The following is a 23,435-nucleotide window of genomic DNA, read 5'->3' as shown; positions in this document are numbered from 1 at the left end:
CCAGCTGAGCTACGGGCGGAAAACTCTGATTTTTTACATTCGCGCCGTGCCTGAGTCAGGGCGGGAAGCCTGCGGCTTCCGGCGACGCTCCCCTCGCGTTGCTCGGGACCGGCCACCCATCATAGATGGGTGTCGTTCGGCTGCGCGCAAGGCGATGCCTTGCAAGCGCTTGCCTCACCCAGCTGAGCTAGGGGCGGGAACTCTGGCCTTCACAGCCAAATCGGCGCCAAATCAAGGGCTTAGAGAAGCCCGGCGCGGAGGCGGATTATACAGAAGGGCTGTGGCAGGGCAAAGGAAATTGGGGGATTGGTCCGGTTATGGTGCACGGGCCTTCGCAGAGGCGGGCGCTATGCTTATAATGCGCGGCTGTTCAGAAGAGGTTTATGGCGAATTCGCCGGAATCTACGGGCCGGCTTGGGCCTTTAGGGGGAATGGATGAAAGGTGTTTTGAGTTTTATCGCGGCGCTGGCCGTAGCGGCTGGCGCGGCAGTAGCTGTGGCCCAGTCTTCTGTAGACGAAGAGATTGCAGAGCGCATCGCGCCGGCAGGCGAGACCTGCATGAAGGGTGACGAGTGTGCAGCGGCAGCGCCCGCAGCAGCCGCCTCATCTGGTGGAGCCCGCAGCGGCAGCGACGTATACAGTGCCCACTGCGCAGCCTGTCACGCAACTGGCGCGGCCGGTGCGCCGAAAATGGGTGACGCCGGTGCCTGGGGCCCGCGTGTAGCAAAAGGTATGGACACGCTCTACACCCACGCCATCAACGGTTTTAACGCCATGCCGGCGAAGGGTCTGTGTATGACCTGTTCCGACGATGAAGTGAAGGCTGCCGTTGATCATATGGTGGAAGGCAGCAAGTAAGCGACTGCTCGCTTACTGAATGAAAAAGCCGCTCACTGAGCGGCTTTTTTTGTGCGTGAAATTTGGCGTTTTCGGTTCCCCCGCTACCGTTACACCGGCGCAGGCCGGTGTCCAGGGGCTGGATGCCGGATCGAGTCCGGCATGACGAAGAAGAGGCTTTTCGGTGAGTGCTCAGTCACTCGGGCCGTCCCTGGTCGGTGTGCCGCATCACCTCGCCCTTCGGGCAGCCTTCGGCTGTGCTAAACGGCGTTCCGACCGCTCCAGGTATTCACGGCGCCTTCGGCCCTGCCGTTTAGTCAAACATGCTGAGCAGCGACCCCAGCGTCTCCACCCCCTTGGCCTGATTCTGCTCAGGGGTCGCCTTGCCAAACCCTTCAAAAATACAGTCCTCCTCCGGCAGCTCTTCGAGAAAGCGGCTGGGGGTGGTGTCCTGGTTTTCGCCGAACATCTTGCGCTTGCCCGCCAGGGTCATGGTGAGGGTACGTTGGGCGCGGGTGATACCCACATAGGTGAGGCGGCGCTCTTCTTCGATATTGTCGTCTTCAATGCTGTTGCGGTGGGGCAGCAGGTTTTCTTCCATGCCGATCATGAACACATGGGGGTATTCCAGGCCCTTGGACGCGTGCAGGGTCATCAGGCTGACCTTGTCGGTTGCTTCCTCTTCTTCCTGGCGGTCAAGCATGTCGCGCAGGATCAGTTTGGAGATGGCCTGTTCCAGGCGTACGTCCTGCTCCAGCTCGTCGTCGGTGCCTTCCATGGTTTTCATCAGGCTGTCGAGCAGCCAGTAGACGTTTTCCATGCGCTTCTCGGCGACCTTCTCACTGCTGGCGTTCTGGGACAGCCAGCCGGCGTAGTCGATATCGTCGAGCATTTCTCGCAGTGCGGACTCCGGGCTGTTGTCGCGGCAGTTGCGCGCCACTCCTTCCAGCCAGTGGGCGAAGCGGTTGAGGCGCTCGTAGCCCGCTTCGGTAATGTGCTCCTTGAAGCCCAGCTCTGAACAGGCGCTCAGCATGGAGATCTCACGGCCCTTGGCGTAGTTGCCCAGCGCTTCCAGGCTGCTGGTGCCGATCTGGCGGCGCGGGGTGTTGATGATACGCAGGAAGGCGTTGTCGTCGTCCGGGTTGACCAGCAGGCGCAGGTAGGACATGACGTCCTTGATCTCGGCGCGGGCGAAGAAGCTGGTGCCGCCGGAGAGCTGGTAGGGGATCTGGTTTTCCTGCAGCTTCATCTCGATCAGGCGCGCCTGATGGTTGCCCCGGTAGAGCACGGCGAAGTCCTTGAACTGGCAACCGCGGCGGGCCTTCTGCAGGAAGATTTCGTTGGCGACGCGCTCGGCTTCCTCGTTCTCGTTGGCCACCTTCAGCACACGGATTTCGTCGCCGAGGCCGCGGTCGGACCACAGGGCCTTGTCGAACTCGTGCGGGTTGTGGGCGATCAGGTGGTTGGCCACCTTGAGGATACGGCTGGTGGAGCGGTAGTTCTGTTCCAGCTTGATCAGGCGCAGGTTGGGGTAATCCTGCTTCAGCTGGCTCATATTCTCCGGGCGCGCGCCGCGCCAGGCGTAGATGGACTGGTCGTCGTCACCCACCACGGTGAGGCCGCCGCCGCTGCCCACCAGCATTTTCACCAGCAGGTACTGGGAGCTGTTGGTGTCCTGGTATTCGTCCACCAGCAGGTAGCGGATCTTGCGGCGCCAGCGCTGCAGCAGTTCGGGGTCGGTGTCGAACAGCTGCACCGGGATCATGATCAGGTCGTCGAAGTCGACGGAGTTGTAGGCCTTGAGGGCGTCGCAGTAGCGCCCGTAGGCCACCGCCATGGCCTGTTCGCCCGGGCTCTGGGCGGTTTCCAGGGCCTTTTTCGGGGGCAGCATGTCGTTCTTCCAGTTGGAAATCTGGTTCTGCACCCGGTCCAGCAGGTCGGTGTCCAGATCGCCGTCGCGCAGCATCAGTTCCTTGATCAGACCACGGGCGTCTTCTGAGTCGAAGATCGAGAAGCCGGGTTTGAAGCCGGCGGCGCGGTATTCCTTGCGCAGGATATTCAGGCCCAGGTTGTGGAAGGTGGACACGGTGAGGCCGTGAGAGGCCTTGGATTTTTTGCCGTCGGGGCCGGTAATCAGCTTGCCCACCCGCTCTTTCATCTCCCGCGCGGCCTTGTTGGTAAAGGTCAGCGCAGCGATATTTCGCGCCTGATAGCCGCACTTTTCGATCAGATAGGCAATTTTTCGCGTGATTACACTGGTTTTACCGGAGCCGGCGCCGGCCAGAACCAGGCAGGGGCCGTCGATATACTTGACGGCTTCCGCCTGGCGGGGATTCAGCTGGGTCATTCTGGGGCTTACATCTTGGTTGCGCTCGAGTCGAGGATTCTACCAGTGTTGCGGGGAAACCTCGCTCAAGTTGCATGACCGGCAGGGCGGGTGCCAGTGAAGCGGGTTTACCCGCAATCCTGCGAAGGTTACTACATCAATTTTATTCCGTGGCCAACTGCACAGGGTCTTGCAGGAAAGGCACCAGCTGCGCAAGTAGACGCCGACTGACTTCAGGCTCCAGCGCGTGTCCCATACCGGGAATCGAGACAAAGCGCGCGCCGGGAATCTTCGCCGCGGTATCTCGGCCGTGATCGATGGGCAACAGCGGGTCGTCCTCGCCGTGAATCACCAGAACCGGCGCTTGAAGTTTCCGCAGAACTGGCGAGCGATCGCCGTTGGCGAGAATCGCCTGCAACTGCCGCCTCATGCCCGGGGCGTAACTTCCGCGGTTCATCACTCGGATCGCCAACTGCCGTGCATAGGGTTCACTGAAAAGCGTGGGCGAACCGATGGCGCGGGCTACTTCCACTTGTCTGGCGATTATCTGGTCGCGGTTTGCCTCTTTGGCTTTGGCACTGCTCGCCAAGGCCGATACCGCCTCGGGCGTAGACTCCGGCAGGCCGGGGGCGCCGGAGCTGGACATCACCGATGTTAGGCTCAGCACTCGCTGCGGGTATTCCAGCGTGAGTATCTGGGCAATCATTCCGCCCATGGAGGCACCCACTACGTGGGCGCGCTCAATACCGAGTGTATCCAACACACCTACCGCATCCGCGGCCATATCATTCAGGGTATAGGCTGGTGTGGGCGTCAGACCGACCTTGTCGCGCACCAGCGTCCACCAGACCGGCGGCGCCGACAGAAGGTAAAATTTCTGCGACAGGCCGGCATCGCGATTGTCCAGTACTATCACCCGGTAACCGGCATCCAATAGTCCCTGCACCAGAGGATCGCCCCAGTGCAGCATTTGGGCACCGAGCCCCATAACCAGCAGCACCGCCTCCGCGCTATCTGGCCCCATGTCCTGGTAGGCAATAGCGACATTATTCGCGGTGGTGAAGTGGATCGGGTAGCGATCGAACGGGCTACGATCGCGCGGGTTTTCGGCCACAGTAGGCACAACCTGTAACGCGAAAACAAGCAATGCACAACGCGCCAGTTGAGTTATCACCCGCTGTTTCATCAGGAAGCGCCCTCTTCGGTGGCTGCACCATTGGTGCTGCAGCCTGTACATGGATTTCGTGCTGCCGCTTTAGAAAAGCCGCGGCCCCAACACCAGATTGAATTTTGCCGTCACTTCAAATAGCGCGGGGTTGTCGCATACCGCTTTGGCGGACATCGCAATCCATAATCGCAGTTACTGGCAGTTACTGAAAGGTAGCAGACTCAAATGCGCCACCGCTATTGCCGGCCCCGCCGTTGTCACCGGCAATGGATGCTGCCCCCAGATTCGGTCAGTAGCCATTACCTGAGATGTCATTGCCAAGGTTGCAAGCGCTCCCTACCCTGATCTGATTCTTATAAAACTTTTAAAAAATTCTAATAAGATCGCGTTGGAGTGCTTATGAGTGCGCAGTATCTGAATGACCGGGATATCGAGTTCCTGCTGTATGAGTTTCTCGACACCGAGGCACTGCTAGAGCGGCCCCGCTACCAGGAGCATTCCCGCGAGGTGTTCAACGCGACCCTGGAGACCGCCAAGGCCATCGCGGAAAAATACTTCGCCAATCACTATGCCAAAGGTGACGCCCAGGAGCCCACCTTCGACGGCGAAAATGTCACCCTGATACCGGAAACCGCCGACGCCTGGCACGCGTTCGCCGATGCCGGCTTTCTCTCCGCCCACTACGATTTTGAAGACGGCGGTATGCAGCTTCCGGAAGTGTTATTGCGCATCGCCATGGCCTATATCAATGCCGCCAACGTGGGCACCGCTGCCTATCCATTCCTTACCCTCGGCGCTGCCAACCTGGTGCACAGTTTTGCCACCGAAGAGCTGCGCAAGCGCTATCTGCCGCCGATGATGGACGGCCGCTACGCCGGTACTATGGCGCTTACAGAGCCGGACCAGGGCTCCGCGCTCGGGGATATTCGCACCACCGCCACCCCCGCGGGAGACGGCAGCTACCGTATTCACGGGCAGAAGATGTTTATCTCCGGCGGCGACCAGCCGTTTACGGAAAACATCGTGCACATGGTCCTGGCACGCATTAAAGGGGCACCGGCCGGGGTGAAAGGTATTTCTCTGTTTCTGGTCCCCAAGGTGATTCCATCCGAGGGCGAACAGCCCGCGGTGCGCAACGATGTAAAACTGGCGGGCCTGCTGCACAAGATGGGTTACCGCAACACCACCTCAACGGTACTGAGCTTTGGCGAAGAGGAAGGTGCGGTTGGCTACTTGGTGGGCGAGCCCCACAAGGGCCTCAGCTATATGTTCCAGATGATGAACGAGGCGCGTATCGGTGTGGGCACCGGCGCTGCGGTGATTGGCTACCGCGGCTATCGACACGCCCTGCAATATGCCAGGGAGCGCCCGCAGGGCCGCCTGCCATCCAATCGCGATCCACAATCCAAACAGCTACCAATCATCGAGCACGCGGATGTGCGGCGCATGCTGCTCGCACAAAAAAGTTATGTGGAGGGCGGCTTCGCTCTATGTCTTTACGGCAGCACCCTGTTCGAGGATGCTCACAGCGCGACCTCGGACACGGAACGCCAGAAGGCGGCCGAGCTATTGGAACTGCTCACTCCTATTGTCAAATCCTGGCCGTCAAAGTACTGCCTGAAGGCCAACGATCTGGCAATTCAGGTGCTCGGTGGCTCCGGCTATATCCGTGAGTATCCCCTCGAACAACTTTACCGGGACAACCGCCTGAACCCGATTCACGAGGGCACCGAAGGTATTCAGGCCCTAGACCTGCTGGGCCGCAAAGTACCCGCCAATCAGATGGCCGGGTACAAGTCACTGACCGAAGAAATTCACAATACCCTGCAGGAATGCGCCGGCAACTCCACGCTGGAACCACTGGCCTGGGCTCTTGGTGACGCGCTCAATCAGATGCACGGAGTAACTGAAGTCCTGCTTGGATATATCGCGGAAGATGCGGATCGGGGGCTGGCCAACGCCACATTGTATCTGGACGTGGTCGGGCGCGTGGTGGTGAGCTGGATATGGTTGCGCCAGGCGTTGATCGCTGCTGTCAAGCTCTCACAAGAAGCGGCGCTGGTGCAGGAAGATCGTGATTTCTACCGCGGTAAACTGCAAGCTGCGCGCTATTACATCGAATGGGAGCTTCCGGAAATTCAGCCACAGATTGAGCTGTTGCAATGCGGCAATTCCGTTGCGTTTGAAATGCAGAGGGATTGGTTCTGATACCAATCCCTTTTGCATCCGGCAGAGCCTTTCTCGCGCCGCCTCCACTACCGCGATCCGCTCCTGCGCACGCACGAGGTTTTTCAGCCGCCCGCCAGGCTTGTCTCAACCAAACAAATCCAGCACCTGCTCCCGCAACCACCGATTGGCCCCCTCTTCCTCCTGGCTGCGGTGCCACAGCAGGTGCCAGTCCATCTGGGGAATCTGAAAGGGTAGTTCGAAACATTTCGCCGGGTACTGCCGGGCCAAACTGACCGGTACTGTTAACGCCAGGTTTGTCTTCAGTACTACCAGTGGCGCCACTCGGTAATGCTGTACTCGCAGCTTTACCTTGCGCCGCCGCCCCAGCTTGTTCAGCGCGATATCCGCAATCCCCGGCCCGCTGCGGCGGCTGGAGACATGGATATGTTCGAGTTCCAGATACTGCTCCAGTGTCAGGCTCGATACGCTCGCCAGCGGGTGATCCGGGCGCAGCATGCACTGGTAGCGATCCGCCACCAGTCGCTGTTGATTCAACTGGGTCGCCGACACCATCGGAATATCCAGGGCAAAATCCAGAGTATTTGCGGCCAGCTCCTTTGCCAGCTGATCCCTCGGCACATAATAAGACTCCACGCTGATACCCGGCGCCACCGCTTGAAGGTGCTCCAGCAGTCGTGGCAGCACCAGTGTCTCCGCCATATCGTTCATGGATACCCGCAAGGTCTTCTGTGCGCTGGCGGGGTCAAAGCGGTGGTGCTCCGTCACGCTACTTCCCAGCAGGGCCAGTGCCTGCTGTACCTTTGGCATGATGCTTTCGGTGAGCGGAGTGGGGCTCATTCCGTTGGGTGTGCGGATAAACAATTGGTCGTCCAGCGCCCGGCGCAGTCGCGCCAGGGCGTTACTCACCGCCGGCTGGGTAATGTGCAGGCGTTCAGCCGCGCGGGTGAGATTGCGGGTGTTGTAGATGGCATCCAGCACCGTGAAGAGGTTCATATCAAACTGTTGTAACTGCACGGTCACGTCTCTCCAGGGCCTGAGTACTTGGGTATAACCACTGTTAATGTTTGGATATTTACATAATAAACTTTAATGATCCACGAGGGGTCGCTAGCTTTATGGCCTAGTAAAGTCCGCGAGTGAATAACCTGCGACGTAATTCGCAAACGGCACATCATCCTTTAGGGTGCGGTAATGGAGGGAGAGGCAGTGTCAGAGATTTTCGTTGTACGCCACGGCCAGGCATCGTTTGGTAGCGACAACTACGACCAACTCTCGGAACTGGGCTGGCAGCAGGCGCGCTGGCTGGGAGAGCACTGGGCGCAGGAGGAGCTGCAATTCGATCATATCGTCAGTGGGGATCTGCAGCGCCAACGGGAAACCGCCCAGGGTATCTGCGAGGGCCTGGGATTGGATCGCCAGCGGGTGGAACAGTTACCGCAATTAAATGAGTTTGATTTCAAACAGGTGACGCAAGCCTATGGGGATAAAAATCCGCAGGCTGTACCGCAGGCTGGGGCTGAGCGCCGAGAGTTCTACCGTTTTCTAAGAATGGCCATGCACGCATGGTCCACCGGCGAAATTAATGCTGCGGAAAGCTGGCAACAGTTTGAGCAAAGAATTGAAGAGGTGTTGGGAATAATTGCGACCGGTGCGATAGGGGGAAAAACGCTGGTGGTGAGTTCCGCGGGTGCCATCGCCATGATGGTACGTCAGATTATGGGGGCGCCATCCCACAGTGTGACGCAATTGAATATGCAGATAAAAAATACCGCGGTCAGCCATTTTATTTCTGGTCGTAGTGGTATGAGTCTGCACAGCTTTAATTTCGTCCCCCACCTGGAGAATCGACAACGCCGCGAGTTTATTACATACAGTTAAAAAGTAATGCCAAAAGAAACTGCAGCGATGGTTGAGGAACGTTAAATGTCAGAGGTCAAAAGCACAGTTGAGGTGAGTCAGCTGGATACGAAAGTGCTGTCCGATTATCTCGCAGGAAAAATTCCAGGTTTTGACGGCCCGGTGCGCGCGAGCAAGTTTTCCGGTGGACAGTCTAACCCCACCTTCAAGATTGATACCCGCGAGGGCACTTACGTGTTGCGTCGTCAGCCCCCGGGAAAGTTGCTCAAGTCCGCGCACGCGGTGGATCGCGAATATCGTGTTATGCATGCACTTGAGGGGAGCGATGTTCCGGTACCCAGAGTGCTGCATCTATGTGAGGACCAGGGCGTAATTGGCTCTATGTTCTATGTGATGGAGTATTGCGAAGGCCGAATATTCTGGAATGCCGCTCTGCGGGAACTGGGCAATAGTGAGCGCAGTGCTTTTTACGAGGAAATGAACCGGGTTCTCGCGGCGCTACACAATATAGATCTGGAAGCCGTCGGACTTTCCGATTACGGGCGCCCTGGCAATTACTTCGAGCGCCAATTCGACCGCTGGCAGGGCCAGTATCGGGCATCGGAACTGCAAGCGATCAGCGCGATGGATCAGCTGATCCTGTGGCTTGGTGAACACCTGCCGCAGGACGATGGGCGAGTGTCGCTGGTCCACGGTGACTACCGCCTCGACAACATAATGTTCCATGCCTCCGAGCCGCGGGCTATAGCGGTTCTCGATTGGGAGCTCTCCACTTTGGGGCATCCATTTGCGGATCTCGCCTATCAGTGTATGCAGTTGCGCATGCCCGCCGATAGCGGAAAGGTGCCCGGATTGATGGGGGTTGACCGGCACGCGCTTGGCATACCCAGCGAGCAGGAATATGTGGCGAGTTACTGTGACCGCATGGGAATAGCGCATATTGATAACTGGGCCTTCTACCTTGCGTTCAGTTTCTTCCGTCTGGCGGCCATTATTCAGGGCGTCGCCAAGCGCGCCCACGATGGCAACGCCTCAAGTAAAGACGCAGTGAAACTCGGCGCTTTCGTGGAGCCTCTCGCAGTGATGGCACTGGATGTTATCGCGAATGAATCCTGAGCGGAAAAGTTTCGCGTGTCATCGGTGTTGCAAGTGGCTTTGGTGCATTGATTTCCGAAACGCTGGGCCGCCGTGGCGCGCGCCGGGTTCCGCGTTGTTATTTGTGACCAAAATAGATTGAACACTGCCGTTTAAAAGTTTGCTAAACAAAAACTGAAAAAGAATTTCAGCAAATATTCAAAATGCATTAATGGAGAGAATCATGTCTATTTCTTTCGAAGGTAAAGTGGCGATTGTCACCGGCGCGGGTAACGGACTCGGTCGTTCCCACGCCCTGGAGCTGGCCCGTCGCGGCGCCAAGGTCGTGGTCAATGATCTGGGCGCGGGCCGCGACGGCTCCGGTGGCTCTCGGAGTGCTGCGGAAACCGTCGTGCAGGAAATTGTGGCTGCCGGTGGTGAGGCTATCGCCAATGGTGCCAACGTGACCGACTTTGATCAGGTGGAGGAGATGGTCAAAGAAGCGGTGGATCACTGGGGCCGCGTGGATATCCTGGTGAACAACGCAGGTATTCTTCGGGATAAATCGTTTGCCAAGGCACCCATGGATGATTTCAAGCTGGTAGTGGATGTGCACCTGATGGGCAGCGTGAACTGCACCAAAGCGGTGTGGGAGACCATGCGCGAACAGAAATACGGCCGTATTGTAATGACCACGTCCTCGTCCGGCCTTTACGGTAACTTCGGCCAGTCCAACTACGGGGCAGCCAAGACCGGCGTGGTGGGCCTGATGAATACCCTTCATCTCGAAGGGGAAAAATACGGAATCAAAGTGAATTGCCTGTCGCCCACCGCCGCCACCCGCATGACCGAAGACGTCATTCCCGACCCGAAGGCGCTGGAGCTCCTGACCCCGGAATCTGTCACCGCGGGCCTGATTGCCCTGGTGGCCGATGACGCACCTAACCGCTTTATTCTGTGTGCTGGCGCAGGTGGTTATGCCAAGACTCGTATTCTGGAAACCAAAGGTATTTACTTGCCGCCGGAAAAGCAGACCGCAGAAGACGTACTCGCTAATCTAGATGCCATTGCTGATGAAACTGATCAGCAGGAGTTAGTGGGTGGTTTCAACCAGACAGTGAAATTTTTGAAAAAGGCGGCCAGCGCCATGGGCGTTAAGCTGGGAGGCTGAGTGGGGAGAACGCCTTCGCGCGGTACCTGCCGCGCGAGTGGTTTAGTACTGAGGTTGCAGTGGTAAGCAAGTGTGGCGTTGACCACTACCGATGGAGACTCTGACAGTATTGCGCTGAACCCTCGCTCAAGTCCCATGACCGGGCCGGCGCGCCCTGGTGAAATGGGTGTCTCGTTTCCGGATAGAAATTATTGCAACGTCTGCAGGTCCAGTTTCGCGAACAGGAACTTGTTCATGCGCTCCAGCAGGGGCATCTTGCTACCGTCGTCGGCGAGGGTGATGTCGTTCTGGCGGTAGAAGTGGCCGCGACCGGGCACCCACGCTAGCTGGCTGTCGACCCCGGCGCCGCGCATGCTGCGCACCATCGAGGGGGCGATCTGCAGCAGGCCGGGAATATCGTTTTCACCCCATACCATCAGCAGCGCGGGGGCGTTCTCTACAGGTGCCAACTGGTAGAGGTTATAGCCCCAGAAGCCACCGGAATTGGCGATCACCGCTTTGACCGGTGCCTGTGCGCCGAAGCCTACATTAATCGATGTAAAGGCGCCGGCCGACCAGCCGCCAATCGCCACCCGCTCCGGGTCGATGCCGAAAGTTTCGGCATTGGCGCGGATATGCGCCACGGCTTTGCCCATGTCTTCCGAGGAGCCGACGATCGCGCGCCAGAACCAGAAGCGGGTTTCGTCGTTGAGCGGTGCCAGGCCCAGTTCATCGCGCACCTTGTTTGCACCGCCGAGAAACTTGTGCTGCATGGCGAATTCCGGATTCATCAGGCGCTCGGCATTGGGCGGATTGTGCAGGCCTGGGTCTTCCTGGGTCAGTCGATAGTCGATGGCGAAGCAGGTGTAACCTCGGGCGGCGAACGCCTGGCAGTAGTCGGCCATGGGGGTGTTCTGGTTGCCCTCCGCATCGCTCATGGGCGCTGCGTTCTTACCGCCGCGATGCCAGAAGCCCCCGAAGGCCAGTATCAGCGCCGGACGCTGCTGCGGCGCGCCGTTGCCCTTCGGTTGGTAAACGTCCATGGTCAGTTTACGGGTGCGGGGTTTACTGCTGGAATCTACAACGCCCTCGCCGTAGGTCAGGTCCTTTTGCACCTGAACTTTGAATTGCGGGGTTAGGAATAGCGTTGTTTCCCCGTGGGCGCTGCTAGCGAGTAGCAGAAGCGGGACGATCAAAACTCGTAGCATTTTATTAACTCTCGGTTGGCTGGTCTCGATATAACTGGTTTCAGGAAAATCCATTGGATTCCGTGTTGAGCAGGGTCAGAGCGACCGGCAATTGCCCCAGCAGGTTCTTCACTTGCGCCGTGGATTCACTGCCCACACGTACCGATAACTTCAAGCTGCCGCTCGCAAGTAGTGCCTCCGGTTGTGCCTCGATACCTGCGCCGCGCAACAGTTCATCGGCCGCACAGGCCAGGGCGCGGCGACGCAGTTCCGGCTTGAAAATTTTGCCGACTGCAGTGAGCGGCATCTCGGTCACAATGAATATCCGCTTGGGTACCGCTGCGCGCTCGCGGATGTGTTCGGCAGCAAAATCCAGCAGTTCTTCCTCGCGGACATTCGCTCCCGCACAGGTCTGCACGAAAGCCACCGGCAGTTCGCCGGCGCGGGCATCGGGCATGCCGACCGCGACCACTTCCGCCACCGCACGGTGTTCGCGCAGCGGTTCTTCGATCAGCTGGGGGTCGATATTGTGCCCACCACGAATAATCAAGTCTTTGGCGCGGCCGGTGATATACAGGTATCCGTCGGCATCCAGGTAGCCGCAGTCGCCGGTGTCGAACCAGCGGCAACCGTCGTCGTCCGTAAACCAGACCCCCTTATTGTCACTTTCTTCGAGGTAGCCGGCGAACACATTGGGGCCGCTGATCAGGATATTGCCCACATCGTCCCTGCGCAGGGGCAGTAGCTGGCCGCTGGTGAGATTGGCAATGCAGACTTTCGTGTACGGAATGGGCAGGCCAACACTGCCCGCCGGGGCGGCGCATTCGATGGGAACCGGCGAGCCCTGGGCGCGCGCAATCAGGCAGCAGCTTTCGGTCATGCCGTAGCCCTCGGCGATACGCAGGTCAAAGCGTATTTCGAAACGTCGTTTGAGACCTTCCGGCAGTGGTGCGGCACCACTGCCCATTTCCCACAGGCAGGACAGGTCCAGTCCGTCTACATTGGCGTCCAGCAGCAGGCCGAACAGGGTGGGTACCACCGGCACTATATTGGCACGGTGTTCAGCCACCAGCTGCCAGAAGTTTTGAATGACCGCCGGGGTGCGGAAGCCTGCCGGGGTCAGGTGCACCACCCGGCAGCCGTTAATGACGCTTGCCAGACCTGCGGCCATGGAGCCGTAAATATGAAACAGCGGCAGGCCATTCAGCTGGGTGTGACCCTCGGGCAGCGCGGTCACATCGCGCATGGCTTGCGCCACAAATGCGAAGTTGGCCTGGGTCAGCTTGGCGATTTTGGGGCGACCGGTGGTGCCGCCGGTGTGAAAGTAGGCGGCGGTATCCCCGGCCGAGGGCAGTGCTGCCAGCGGCACCGCCTGGGCGTTTGCCGCACGCACGCGGTAATCCACCAGTTGCACCCGCTCCGGCAGGTCGCTTGCGAGGTTGGGGTCCAGTGGCGTGTCGGGAGGGGCGATCAGCAGCAGGCTGTGGATGGTCGGGCACGCACGCAGAAGATATTGCACCTTGGCCCAGCCCTCAGGGTCCAGTTGCGGCGCGCAGGCCGCGAGCATACACGCGCCGGTGGCGTTGATGATAGCGGCCAGATGTTCCGCATCCAGCATGGGGTTGAGCGGGTTGGCGATGCCGCCGCACTGGGCGGCGAAGGTCAGGATCTGGGTTTCCGGCAGTATCGGCAACAGCAGCGACAGCACCTGGTCGCGACCAAATCCCAGTTCTTTCAGTAGCTGGTGCGCGCGCAGGGTCGAATCGAAAAGTTGGCGGTAGCTGGTGGAGATCGGGGTTTCACCTGGCTCGCCGGTCAGTAGTAGCTGGATTGCGGTATCGTCGGTATAGCGCTCGCAGGCTTGACGCAGCAGGGCGGGAATAGTGCTCAGCGGGTAGCGCTCTGCACAGGGAGTCTGCTCCAGGCGCCGGACCTGTTCCAGTGATAGTAGGGGCAGCTCGCTCATAAGTTCTCTCAAAATTTTAATTTATTTTGTACGCGACAATTTCTCCCAGAGTGTGTGCCGGCTCCATTACTTCACAGGTAAGGCAGGTTTGATGCTGCAGGTAATGGCCCCCTGGTTGCAAGCCTTTTAGGATGTGATCCAGCAGAATGCGAGGAGAGAAGAAAAAGTGAATCTCACACAAGAAGAGCAGGCGTTTCGCGAGGAAGTGCGCAGTTTTCTCGAGAATAAATTTCCCAAGGACATTCAACACAAAGCCAAGAACCATATTCCTCTGAGTAAAGACGATATGGTGCGCTGGCAAAAAATTCTATTCGAGCAGGGTTGGGCCGCGGAAAACTGGCCAGTGGAGTACGGAGGCACCGGCTGGACCCATACCCAGAAGCATATCTTCGCCGAAGAGTGCGCCCTGGCCTATGCGCCGGAAGTAATCGCCTTCGGCATGCGCATGGTGGCGCCGGTGATTTTCACCTATGGCACCGAGGAGCAGAAACAGCGCTTCCTGCCGGATATTCTCGCCAGCAATGTATGGTGGTGCCAGGGCTACTCGGAGCCCAATGCGGGTTCGGACCTGGCCTCGCTGAAGACCACTGCCACCCGCGACGGCGACGACTACATTGTCAATGGCACCAAGGCCTGGACCACCCTCGGCCATTGGGCCGACTGGATTTTCTGCCTGGTCAAGACCGCAAGCGGCGACGTCAAAGCCCAGGAATCCATTTCCTTTCTGCTGATCGACATGCGGACCCCGGGGGTGAGCGTGTCCCCGGTGATCACTCTGGACGGCCGCCGTGAAGTGAACGAAGTGCATTTTGACAATGTGCGCGTGCCCGTGGCCAACAGAATCGGCGAGGAAGGCAAGGGCTGGACCTACGCTAAGGTACTGCTTACTCACGAGCGTACCGGCATCGCCCGCGTGGCCCACTCCAAGGTGCGCCTGCGCGATCTGAAAGAACTGGCGAAAAATACCCCCAGTGGCGAGGGCGCGCTGGCGGAGGACCCGATTTTCCGCCAGAAGGTCGCAGATATCGAGCTGGACCTGCTCGCGCTGGAGTACACCGAGCTGCGCACCCTGGCCGCGGTGTCAACGGGCAATGCGCCCGGACCGGAATCTTCCATCTTAAAAATAAAAGGGTCCAGCATCGGCCAGTTAATCGACGAACTCTATCTGGAAGTAGCCGGCCACCACGCGCTGCCGTTTGTGCCGGAACAGTTCGACACGGAATTTTCTGGCGAGCCGGTGGGGCCCTGGTACGCGGCGGATACCGCGCCCCACTATTTCAACTACCGCAAGACCACTATCTACGGCGGCTCGAACGAGATCCAGAAAAATATCATCAGTAAGTTTGTACTGGGGCTATGACCATGAATATTTCCCTCAGCGAAGAGCAATTAATGCTCCAGGAGAGCGTGCGCAAATTTGTGCGCGCGGAGTATGCATTTGAAAACCGCCAGAAGCGTCAACGGCATGCGCCGGGCTACGCGGTGGAAAACTGGAATACCATGGCCGAACTGGGTTGGCTCAGCCTGCTGGTTGAGGAAAACTACGGTGGCTTCAGCGGCGGTGCCGGTGATCTGGCGGTGGTGATGGAGGAAATGGGTAAGGGCCTGGTGGTAGAACCCTTCCTGGCCAGCGCTGTGCTGTGCACTAGCCTGCTGCAGGAACTCGCCAGCGCGGAACAAAAAGACCACTGGCTGCCGCAACTGGCCTGCGGTGACGTAGTTATGGCGCTGGCGTGCTGGGAGGGCAACAACGCATTCGATTTGCAGCGTATCGGCGCGCGCGCGGAAAAAAACAGCGAAGGCTATGTGTTGAACGGTGTCAAGACCGTGGTGCTGAACGGCGCCGAAGCAGACGCACTGCTGGTGACTGCAAACAGTGAACATGGCGTCAGTGTGTTCCTTGTGGATGCGCAGCAGGCCGGGGCGCAGATTGTCGGCTATCCGACGGTGGACGGCGGCCGTGCCGCGGAGATCACCTTCAGCGATGTACAGTTGCCCGCGCAAGCGTTGCTCGGCACGGAAGGCGCGGCGATGGCCGGGCTGGAAAAGGCGGTGGACCTGGCGACCCTGGCGATCTGCGCCGAGGCCCTGGGAGTCATACAAATGCTGGTGGACAAGACCGTGGAGTACGCCAAAACACGCCAGCAGTTCGGCCAGCCCATCGGCCGCTTTCAGGCGCTGCAGCACCGCATGGTGGATATGTTTATGGAGAGCCAGCAAGCCAGGTCAATTATGTTGATGGCGACCACGGTCTGGGACGATGCTGCAAGCACCGTTGAGGATCGCCGCCGCGCAGTCAGCGCCGCCAAGGCGCGTATCGGCAAGGCGGGCCGCTTAATCGGACAGGAGGCGGTGCAGATCCACGGTGGCATCGGTGTCACCGAGGAGCTGGATGTGGGCCACTACTTCAAGCGCATGACGATCATCGGCCAGCAGTTCGGCAATAGCGACCGTCACCTGCGCCGCTTCGCCGACGCCTCCTGGTGAGGCGTCCCTTCAACTATTAAATATTGCGATAGAGCAGCGGGTGGTTCGCTGGCGCGGCCGCCAGCTGCTCTTCGCTAAGAAGTGGTTCGCCGTCGTCGCGGTAAATGCGCCCGATCAGCAGGCGTGGCTGCACCAGTTGCGGCACCGATGATAGGGTGTCATTGAACACGGTGATATTGCACATCCTATCGTCCGTTTTCAGTGCCAGTGGATAGTCACTGGTATGCGTCAGCTTGCGCCCCAGTGCGTGCCAGTTTTCCGGTACCGAACCCGAAGCCTGCAGCCGCTGCAGCAGTTCCCAATTCTTCGGATCATTCCCCTGGAGCGTTTCCATTGCCAGGTACAGTGTCAGGCCGCTGGCCAGTGCGGTGCCGTTGTGCAGCAGCGGGCGCAAACCCTGCCCGTCCATCAGTAGTTCGTAGATATTCGCATCGTCCCCCAGCAGCGCGGGATCCACATGCGGAATAAAAAAGGCCAGCCAGGCGCGATTCACCGCCAGCAATCGACCAAAACTGTCGTGCACAAAAGCCGGCGCCGGTTCGCTGTGCTCAAGGGACGCGCGCATGGCTTTGCGAATCCACATCGCCAGTTCCGGGCTGTCGAAGACCGACTGATCGGAAGAGAAACCGGCCGCAGTCATCAGGTAGGTGCGGTCCCGCGCCGACAGTTCGAAGATGTCTGCCAGCGTCTGCACGACGATACGCGAAGGTTTGGAGCGGCCGGTTTCGAGAAAGCTGATATGGCGGGGAGACACTCCCAGCGGCCCGGACAGCTGTTCCTGGGACATGCCCGAGGCTTTGCGCCAGAAATGCATCAGGCGCCCGAAGGCGCTGTCGCCCCTGGACTTCTCGACCAGAGACAGCGTGGATGGCTTCATGATCGTTAGCTTATCTTCAGCGCGAAGAATCAATATAAGAGGTATCAATATAAAACGAAGTCGCGGTGAGTGCCATGCGGGTTGGCTCACCCGCGATTTCGCTGGCAATAAAGTGGCTGTGCTGGAGTTAAAAAAAGGGCTGCAAAAGCAGCCCTGAAGTTGCAATGGCGTCTTGCGAGGACTCGGTTAGAAGCGCTTGTTGAAGCTCAGGCCGTAACTGCGCGGCTCGCCCGGATAGGCCATGGAGGTGCCTGTCTGGACTACCGCATCAAAGACAACGGTCTTGTAGTGCTCGTCGGTCACGTTGCGGCCCCACAGTGTCAGGTCCGCATCGATACCGGCGAACAGCAGGCCGGCGCGCAGGTTCAGCAGGCCGTAAGCATCCTGTTCCATCAGCGGGTCGTTGACGTTGGAAGTCATCTGATCCGAACGGTAGTTGTACTCACCGAACAGGTAAGCGTCGATGCCGTCGGTGAGGCTGAAGTCCTGGCGTAGGCCCAGTGTCAGGAAGTGCTCGGGAGTGGTCGCCAGCGGATCGCCGCTGCGGTCACACACGCTGGCGCCCGGGGCTGTTTGACCCGGATCCGGCATACCGGTATGCCAGGGGGTGGTGACCCAGCAGTTGCCCATTTCAAACTTTTTGAAGGTGGCCTTGGTGTAGGCGTAGGCCGCGGTAACGGTAGTGTTGTCCGCAGGTGCCCAGAATACTTCCGCTTCCGCACCGTAAGACTCCAGCTCACCGGCGTTCTGCAGGTTGAAACCGTCACCGGTAAAGGCGTTGGCCTGGTAGTCGTCCAGGGTGGTGTGGTGCGCGGCCATGTTCAGACGCACCGCCTGGGCCGGGAACTCGGTCTTCACACCCACTTCAACAGACGCGGAGGTCTCTGCGTCGAATAGTGGGTCGAAACCCTGCGCGATACGGTCGGTGTTGGTGCCGCCGGATTTGTAACCGGTGCCGTAGGAGGCGTACACCATGCTGTCGTCAGACAGTGCATAGCTCAGCTTGATGGTGCCGGTGATCTGATCGTCGGACAGAGTGGTGTCGATATCCGAGCGCGGGCTGTTGGCCGCGAACAGGAAGTTACCCCAGCCCGCTTGGCTGAACGAGTTGTAAGCCGCGATGACTGCCGGATCAGCGAGGCTGGAAGTATCACCAGCGCCAAAGATTTCGCCGAGAGACGCGGCAACAACCGGAATGTTTGCCGGCGAACCGCTCCACGGAGAACCGTTTACCCATTCACTGAAGACGGTCTGCATGGCCTTGTCTTCTTCGGTGTAGCGCAGGCCGGCGGTTAGCGTCAGGTCGTCGGTCAGGCTGTAGTCAAACTGACCGAACAGGGCCCAGCTCTCGTGTTGCTGCTTGGCAGTGTGGATGGGGGTGTAGCCATCCAGGTAGGCCGCTGCCGCAGGCGCCACAGTGCCGGGAGGCAGAATTGAGGAGATGTAGTTCACACCGCCCACAAGGCCAGAAAGTCCAAGCCCTGGAACCAGATAGGCATTGGCCATGGTGTTATTGGACAGGACATAGTCCATATCCAGGTCCTGATCGAAGTAGTAGGCACCTGCCACAGCGTTAAAGCGGTCGCCGGAGAAATTCAGGCGCAGTTCCTGGGAGAAGGAGCTCTGTTCTGAATCATTACTGGTGGATAGGATATCCACATCGCCAAAGTCACTGTCGATGATGTCGTAAGAGGAGTAATCGCGGCTCGCGGTGATCGAAGTCACGGTCATGGAGTCCGACAGATCCCAGTTTACTTCCACAGAGATGCCGGAATCCTCACCTTTGGATTCGGGTGCGAAGGACAGTGCGGTTTCCAGATCGTCAAACTGGCTGCCGGTAAACACGGTTCCACCCAGGCTTTGCAGAATTGCCGAGGGGCGCGGCAGCGGCTGGCCGGTAGCGGGGTCGATACCGCCGTTGGGGCCAGTGGGCTCCAGACTGTCCTGCACGGTCAGGGCGCCACAGCAGATCTCGTCGATCTCGGACTTGTCAACAATCAAACGCGCGGAGAGGTCGTCGTTGGGGGTGTAGAGCAGCTGGAAGCGTGCGCCCCAGCGGTCGCGGTTGTTCAGGTCTACGGTTTCGCCGTCGATGGTGGCATCGATGTAGCCGTCGCGCTTGCTGGTGAATACGGTGGCGCGGGCGGCGAGCACATCTTTCACCAGCGATAGGTTGGCGGCGGCAGAGGTGTTTAGCAGACCGTAGTTACCAGCGGTCACCTCTACGAAACCATCGGTCTCGTGGCTTGGCGCCGCAGTGGTGAACTGGACGGCACCCGCCGGGGTGTTTTTGCCGAAGAGCGTGCCCTGGGGACCGCGCAGTACTTCCACCGCTGCCATATCCACCAGGTTGTTGATCATGGAGCTCGGGCGGGAGCGGTAAACGCCATCTACGTAGAGGCCCACGGAGGATTCCAGGCCGAAGTTCTGGCCGGAGGTCCCGATGCCGCGAATGGCGAAATTCGAAGTGGTAGTGGTCTGGTTTTGACCTGCGCGCAGACCGGGGGTGTTGGTTTGCAGGTCGAAGATATCCTTGATGACCGCTTCCTGCAGCTGTTCGCCGGTCACGGCGGTGACCGCAACCGGTACATCCTGCAGGTTCTGTTCGCGCTTCTGCGCGGTGACCACGACTTCTTCCAGTGCGCGTGACTCTTGGGCCACTGTGGGCATGGCTGCTGCGGCTGCCATCGGCAGACTGAGCAGACGAATTGCCATCGGTAATTTCTTGATCCCGAACATCGCTTCTCTCTCCGGATTTATATTTATTCTGTGGATGGGGTTATGAAAATCAGACGTCAAAAGTCTGTTCGATTGGGATTATTAGCAGAGCGAAAAAATATTAAAACCCTTGCTGAGGGCAAATCGAAAAATAATCTATTTTTATAGGGTAAAAACCGAATTATTTTATCTTGCAGGTAATATATTTTTTTCCGGCGCGAACCGTAAAATTTAAATATTACCTCGCAAGTAATGATTATTACCGGACGTCTGTTCGTTATTGGTCTGGTCACTTCCTCGCGGCGCTCACCGCTCTTGCCCATCTCTGCCTTCTGCGCGCGCTTCGGCACTTCCAGTTGCGCGGGGAGTGGCGGGTTTCGCTATCACCAAAGTGAATGCAGGGGCATTCGCATAATAAACTTTGATGATTCTCTTGGCGGCGATACCTTGTTTGCCAACCGGGGAGACAGGTACCGGCTGGATGTTGCGGGGGGCGCCAAGGGCGGGTCTCGTTACATCTCGCCAGGGGCCTGCACAGACCACTACCGTTTCTCCGAATGGGCGAACGCGGGGTTCGCCCCGCAAACGAATCGAACTGGAACCGAACTCGAATCAATAACTCGAATCCATTCAAGGGCGCAGACAATGAATTTTGAATATTCCGAAAAGGGACAGGCGTTGCTCGATCGCCTCCGGGGTTTTATGCAGGAACACGTGTACCCGGCGCAACCGACGTTCGAAGAGCAGCTGCAACAGGACCGCTGGGGCGAGCCGGCCATTCTCACTGAACTGAAAGCCAAGGCGAAGGAGGCGGGCCTGTGGAACCTGTTTATGCCGGATGCCCGTTTCGGTGCTGGCCTCAGCAATCTGGAATATGCACCGCTGGCCGAGGAAATGGGCAAGGTGCTGTGGTCTTCCGAAGTATTCAACTGCAACGCGCCGGATACCGGCAATATGGAAGTGCTGGCGCAGTACGGCAGCCCCGAGCAGCAGGAGCGCTGGCTGAAGCCGCTGCTGGCCGGCGAGATTCGCTCCGCCTTCGCTATGACCGAGCCGAAAGTAGGCTCCTCTGACGCGACCAATATTGAAACGTCTATCGTGCGCGATGGTGACGACTATGTGATTAACGGCCACAAATTTTATATCAGCGGCGCGCTCAACCGACGCTGCAAAATAATGATCGTGATGGGTAAAACGGACCCGGGAAATCCCAACCGCCACTTGCAGCAGTCGCAAATTCTGGTGCCCACCGACACGCCCGGAGTGAAAATTATTCGCCCGATGACGGTGTTCGGTTACGACGACGCGCCCGAAGGCCACGCGGAAATTATTTTTGACAATGTGCGGGTACCCGCGAGCAATCTGATTCTCGGTGAGGGCCGCGGCTTTGAGATCGCCCAGGGCCGCCTGGGCCCAGGCCGTATCCACCACTGCATGCGCCTGATCGGTCTGGCGCAGCAGGCGCTGGAAATGATGAGCAGGCGCGCCGAACAGCGCGTGGTCTTTGGTCGCCCCATGAGCAAACAGGGTTCGGTGCGCGAGGATATCGCCCGCTCCGCCTGCGAAGTGGAGCAGGCTCGACTGCTGACCCTGAAAGCGGCGGATCAAATGGACCGACACGGCAAAAAAGCGGCCAAGGATCTGATCGCCATGATCAAGATCGTCGCCCCGCAGATGGCCTGCACGGTGCTCGACCGCGCCATGCAGATTCACGGCGCCGCCGGTTTGAGCCAGGATTTCAACCTCGCTTATCACTACAGCTACGCGCGTACCATCCGCCTGGCGGACGGTCCGGATCAGGTGCATATGTCACAGCTTGGACGCAACCTGGCAGCGCGCTATGGCGCTGAAAACGAGTAGCGCTCTAGCTGTTGAATCGAACATCTTTCAACTGTTATCCGTCGCAGTGGCGAGAGAAATAAATCGGAGAAAACAATGCCTACGCTAATACCGCAAAATCAGATTCAGGAATTTATTGGCCACACCACCGAGCCCACCGATTGGCTGAAGGTAGAGCAGCAGCGGATTAACGAATTCGCCGAGTGCACCCTGGACCGCCAGTTTATTCACGTGGACCCGGAGGCCGCCAAGGCGACGCCGTTTGGCACCACCATTGCCCATGGTTTTCTTACCCTGTCGTTGCTGTCGCATTTCGCCGAGCAGCTGCAGGTGGGTATCGAAGGCATTCAAATGGGGGTGAATTACGGGCTCGACAAGGTGCGTTTTATCAACCCGGTGAAGGTAAATAGCAATATCCGCGCGCGCGCAAAAGTACTGGATATTCTGGAAAAAAATCCCGGCCAGTATCAGTTGAAACTCGAAGTGACTATTGAGATCGAGGACGAGAGCAAACCGGCATTGATCGCCGAGTGGTTGTTCCTGCAATTCGTATAAGGGGAAAGATAATGAAAGAAGCGGTGATTGTTTCCACAGCGCGCACGCCCATCGGCAAGGCCTATCGCGGCGCCTTCAATAATCTCGAAGGCCCGAGCCTGGCAGCACACGCGGTGCGCGCCGCGGTGCAGCGCGCGGGTATCGACGGCGGCGAGGTGGACGACTGCGTGTTCGGTGTGGCCATGCAACAGGGTTCCACCGGTTTAAACGTGGCGCGTCAGGTTGCGCTGCGCGCGGGTCTGCCGGTCAGTGTTGCCGGCATGACCATCGATCGCCAGTGCTCTTCGGGTTTGATGGCAGTGGCCACTGCGGCAAGACAGATCGCACACGACGGCGTGCCCATCGCTGTGGCCGGTGGTCTTGAGTCGATCTCGCTGGTGCAGAATGAGCATATGAACAACTTCCGTGCCACCGACCCGGCCCTGCTGGAAATGCACCCGCAAATGTACATCCCCATGATCGACACCGCGGAACTGGTAGCCAGCCGCTACGGCATCAGCCGCGAAGCGCAGGACGCCTACGCGCTGCAGTCGCAGATGCGCACCGCTGCCGCCCAGGATGCCGGATTATTCCGCGATGAAATTGTGCCGGTTACTGCCACCAAGGCGGTATTTGACAAGGAAACCAAAGCGATTTCCTATGAGGAGGTCACTCTGGAAAAAGATGAAGGCAACCGCCCGCAAACCAAACTGGCAGATTTACAGAATCTGAAACCGGTGCGCGAAGGTGGCGTGATTACCGCGGGTAATGCCTCCCAGCTTTCCGACGGCGCCGCCGCCATGGTCCTGATGGACAGCCAGCTGGCGGAGAAACGCAATCTGCAACCGCTGGGTATTTATCGCGGCATGGCCGTGGCCGGGTGCGAACCCGATGAAATGGGCATTGGCCCGATTTATGCCATCCCGAAATTGCTGCAGCGCACCGGCCTCAGCATCGACGATATCGGTCTGTGGGAACTGAACGAAGCCTTTGCCTCGCAGGTACTTTACTGCCGCGACAAACTGGGGATCGACAACGACCGCTTCAATGTCAACGGCGGTGCCATTTCCATCGGGCACCCCTACGGTATGAGCGGCGCGCGCATGATTGGCCACGCTCTGCTGGAGGGCAAGCGTCGCGGCGTCAAGTATGTGGTGATTACCATGTGCGTGGGCGGCGGTATGGGCGCGGCCGGCCTGTTCGAAGTCGTATAAATTTTTGGAGA

At 58.7% G+C, this 23,435-nt stretch carries 17 protein-coding genes; 10 read left to right on the top strand and 7 right to left on the bottom strand.

Annotation, left to right across the window (positions count from 1 at the left end; all coding sequences use genetic code 11):
• The first annotated feature begins 435 nt into the window (after positions 1-435).
• A complete protein-coding gene (locus tag AAFH99_RS02080) occupies positions 436-858 on the top strand; it encodes a cytochrome c5 family protein (RefSeq protein WP_043319775.1) in 423 nt (140 codons plus the stop codon).
• 292 nt (positions 859-1,150) lie between these two features.
• Here AAFH99_RS02080 and rep read toward each other — a convergent pair whose 3' ends face one another.
• Positions 1,151-3,184 carry a DNA helicase Rep gene (gene rep, locus AAFH99_RS02075; RefSeq protein ID WP_406828526.1) on the bottom strand — a complete coding sequence of 678 codons (2,034 nt, stop codon included), beginning with the start codon at positions 3,182-3,184 and terminating at the stop codon, positions 1,151-1,153.
• A 142-nt stretch (positions 3,185-3,326) separates the two neighbouring features.
• Complete coding sequence (locus AAFH99_RS02070; protein WP_406828525.1) at positions 3,327-4,277, bottom strand: alpha/beta fold hydrolase; 951 nt, start codon at positions 4,275-4,277, stop codon at positions 3,327-3,329.
• A 453-nt stretch (positions 4,278-4,730) separates the two neighbouring features.
• Here AAFH99_RS02070 and AAFH99_RS02065 point away from each other — a divergent pair, with 453 nt between their 5' ends.
• The gene (locus tag AAFH99_RS02065; RefSeq protein ID WP_406828524.1) at positions 4,731-6,539 is read left to right on the top strand and encodes an acyl-CoA dehydrogenase; all 1,809 of its coding nucleotides are present in this window, start codon (positions 4,731-4,733) and stop codon (positions 6,537-6,539) included.
• 105 nt (positions 6,540-6,644) lie between these two features.
• Here the strand turns inward: AAFH99_RS02065 and AAFH99_RS02060 are convergent, their stop codons facing one another.
• A complete protein-coding gene (locus AAFH99_RS02060) occupies positions 6,645-7,541 on the bottom strand; it encodes a LysR family transcriptional regulator (RefSeq protein WP_406828523.1) in 897 nt (298 codons plus the stop codon).
• Between the two features lie 186 nt (positions 7,542-7,727).
• Here AAFH99_RS02060 and AAFH99_RS02055 point away from each other — a divergent pair, with 186 nt between their 5' ends.
• The 3 genes from AAFH99_RS02055 to AAFH99_RS02045 all read left to right on the top strand — a co-directional run bounded on the left by AAFH99_RS02055 (position 7,728) and on the right by AAFH99_RS02045 (position 10,623).
• Complete coding sequence (locus AAFH99_RS02055) at positions 7,728-8,399, top strand: histidine phosphatase family protein (protein WP_406828522.1); 672 nt, start codon at positions 7,728-7,730, stop codon at positions 8,397-8,399.
• 45 nt (positions 8,400-8,444) lie between these two features.
• Positions 8,445-9,494 carry a phosphotransferase gene (locus AAFH99_RS02050; protein WP_406828521.1) on the top strand — a complete coding sequence of 350 codons (1,050 nt, stop codon included), beginning with the start codon at positions 8,445-8,447 and terminating at the stop codon, positions 9,492-9,494.
• 202 nt (positions 9,495-9,696) lie between these two features.
• Positions 9,697-10,623 (top strand): SDR family NAD(P)-dependent oxidoreductase, encoded by a 927-nt coding sequence (locus AAFH99_RS02045; protein ID WP_406828520.1) that lies wholly within the window; start codon positions 9,697-9,699, stop codon positions 10,621-10,623.
• Positions 10,624-10,811: 188 nt separating this feature from the next.
• Here the strand turns inward: AAFH99_RS02045 and AAFH99_RS02040 are convergent, their stop codons facing one another.
• Both AAFH99_RS02040 and AAFH99_RS02035 read right to left on the bottom strand, forming a co-directional pair.
• On the bottom strand, positions 10,812-11,810 hold the full coding sequence (locus AAFH99_RS02040; RefSeq protein ID WP_406828519.1) for an alpha/beta hydrolase: 999 nt from the start codon (positions 11,808-11,810) through the stop codon (positions 10,812-10,814).
• A gap of 40 nt (positions 11,811-11,850) precedes the next feature.
• The gene (locus tag AAFH99_RS02035; protein WP_406828518.1) at positions 11,851-13,755 is read right to left on the bottom strand and encodes an AMP-binding protein; all 1,905 of its coding nucleotides are present in this window, start codon (positions 13,753-13,755) and stop codon (positions 11,851-11,853) included.
• Between the two features lie 166 nt (positions 13,756-13,921).
• On the opposite strand from AAFH99_RS02035, the gene AAFH99_RS02030 reads away from it, so the two are divergent.
• Positions 13,922-15,115 (top strand): acyl-CoA dehydrogenase family protein, encoded by a 1,194-nt coding sequence (locus AAFH99_RS02030; RefSeq protein ID WP_406828517.1) that lies wholly within the window; start codon positions 13,922-13,924, stop codon positions 15,113-15,115.
• A gap of 2 nt (positions 15,116-15,117) precedes the next feature.
• Positions 15,118-16,242, top strand: a complete 1,125-nt coding sequence (locus AAFH99_RS02025) for an acyl-CoA dehydrogenase family protein (protein WP_406828516.1) — start codon at positions 15,118-15,120, stop codon at positions 16,240-16,242.
• A 16-nt stretch (positions 16,243-16,258) separates the two neighbouring features.
• On the opposite strand, the gene AAFH99_RS02020 is transcribed toward AAFH99_RS02025, so the two are convergent.
• Positions 16,259-17,119 carry a helix-turn-helix domain-containing protein gene (locus AAFH99_RS02020; protein WP_406828515.1) on the bottom strand — a complete coding sequence of 287 codons (861 nt, stop codon included), beginning with the start codon at positions 17,117-17,119 and terminating at the stop codon, positions 16,259-16,261.
• A 186-nt stretch (positions 17,120-17,305) separates the two neighbouring features.
• The gene (locus AAFH99_RS02015; protein WP_406828514.1) at positions 17,306-19,834 is read right to left on the bottom strand and encodes a TonB-dependent receptor; all 2,529 of its coding nucleotides are present in this window, start codon (positions 19,832-19,834) and stop codon (positions 17,306-17,308) included.
• A gap of 648 nt (positions 19,835-20,482) precedes the next feature.
• Between AAFH99_RS02015 and AAFH99_RS02010 the strand changes: the two genes are divergently transcribed.
• The 3 genes from AAFH99_RS02010 to AAFH99_RS02000 all read left to right on the top strand — a co-directional run bounded on the left by AAFH99_RS02010 (position 20,483) and on the right by AAFH99_RS02000 (position 23,424).
• The gene (locus AAFH99_RS02010; RefSeq protein ID WP_406828513.1) at positions 20,483-21,697 is read left to right on the top strand and encodes an acyl-CoA dehydrogenase family protein; all 1,215 of its coding nucleotides are present in this window, start codon (positions 20,483-20,485) and stop codon (positions 21,695-21,697) included.
• Positions 21,698-21,772: 75 nt separating this feature from the next.
• Positions 21,773-22,231 (top strand): MaoC family dehydratase, encoded by a 459-nt coding sequence (locus tag AAFH99_RS02005; protein WP_406828512.1) that lies wholly within the window; start codon positions 21,773-21,775, stop codon positions 22,229-22,231.
• Positions 22,232-22,242: 11 nt separating this feature from the next.
• Positions 22,243-23,424 carry an acetyl-CoA C-acyltransferase gene (locus AAFH99_RS02000; RefSeq protein WP_406828511.1) on the top strand — a complete coding sequence of 394 codons (1,182 nt, stop codon included), beginning with the start codon at positions 22,243-22,245 and terminating at the stop codon, positions 23,422-23,424.
• Positions 23,425-23,435 lie beyond the last annotated feature (11 nt).

Source organism: Microbulbifer sp. ARAS458-1, assembly GCF_045348205.1.
GTDB lineage: Bacteria > Pseudomonadota > Gammaproteobacteria > Pseudomonadales > Cellvibrionaceae > Microbulbifer.
The sequence above is the reverse complement of the archived record's forward strand: the minus strand, read 5'-3'. Positions and strand labels throughout refer to the sequence as shown.

What these genes read in the sequence shown, in the direction of transcription:
- AAFH99_RS02000 (WP_406828511.1), top strand. Translation starts at nt 22,243, where the DNA reads ATGAAAGAAGCGGTGATTGTTTCCACAGCGCGCACGCCCATCGGCAAG.
- AAFH99_RS02050 (WP_406828521.1), top strand. Translation starts at nt 8,445, where the DNA reads ATGTCAGAGGTCAAAAGCACAGTTGAGGTGAGTCAGCTGGATACGAAA.
- AAFH99_RS02065 (WP_406828524.1), top strand. Translation starts at nt 4,731, where the DNA reads ATGAGTGCGCAGTATCTGAATGACCGGGATATCGAGTTCCTGCTGTAT.
- AAFH99_RS02080 (WP_043319775.1), top strand. Translation starts at nt 436, where the DNA reads ATGAAAGGTGTTTTGAGTTTTATCGCGGCGCTGGCCGTAGCGGCTGGC.
- AAFH99_RS02015 (WP_406828514.1), bottom strand. Translation starts at nt 19,834, where the DNA reads ATGGCAATTCGTCTGCTCAGTCTGCCGATGGCAGCCGCAGCAGCCATG.
- AAFH99_RS02035 (WP_406828518.1), bottom strand. Translation starts at nt 13,755, where the DNA reads ATGAGCGAGCTGCCCCTACTATCACTGGAACAGGTCCGGCGCCTGGAG.
- AAFH99_RS02010 (WP_406828513.1), top strand. Translation starts at nt 20,483, where the DNA reads ATGAATTTTGAATATTCCGAAAAGGGACAGGCGTTGCTCGATCGCCTC.
- AAFH99_RS02045 (WP_406828520.1), top strand. Translation starts at nt 9,697, where the DNA reads ATGTCTATTTCTTTCGAAGGTAAAGTGGCGATTGTCACCGGCGCGGGT.
- rep (WP_406828526.1), bottom strand. Translation starts at nt 3,184, where the DNA reads ATGACCCAGCTGAATCCCCGCCAGGCGGAAGCCGTCAAGTATATCGAC.
- AAFH99_RS02025 (WP_406828516.1), top strand. Translation starts at nt 15,118, where the DNA reads ATGAATATTTCCCTCAGCGAAGAGCAATTAATGCTCCAGGAGAGCGTG.
- AAFH99_RS02005 (WP_406828512.1), top strand. Translation starts at nt 21,773, where the DNA reads ATGCCTACGCTAATACCGCAAAATCAGATTCAGGAATTTATTGGCCAC.
- AAFH99_RS02020 (WP_406828515.1), bottom strand. Translation starts at nt 17,119, where the DNA reads ATGAAGCCATCCACGCTGTCTCTGGTCGAGAAGTCCAGGGGCGACAGC.
- AAFH99_RS02040 (WP_406828519.1), bottom strand. Translation starts at nt 11,810, where the DNA reads ATGCTACGAGTTTTGATCGTCCCGCTTCTGCTACTCGCTAGCAGCGCC.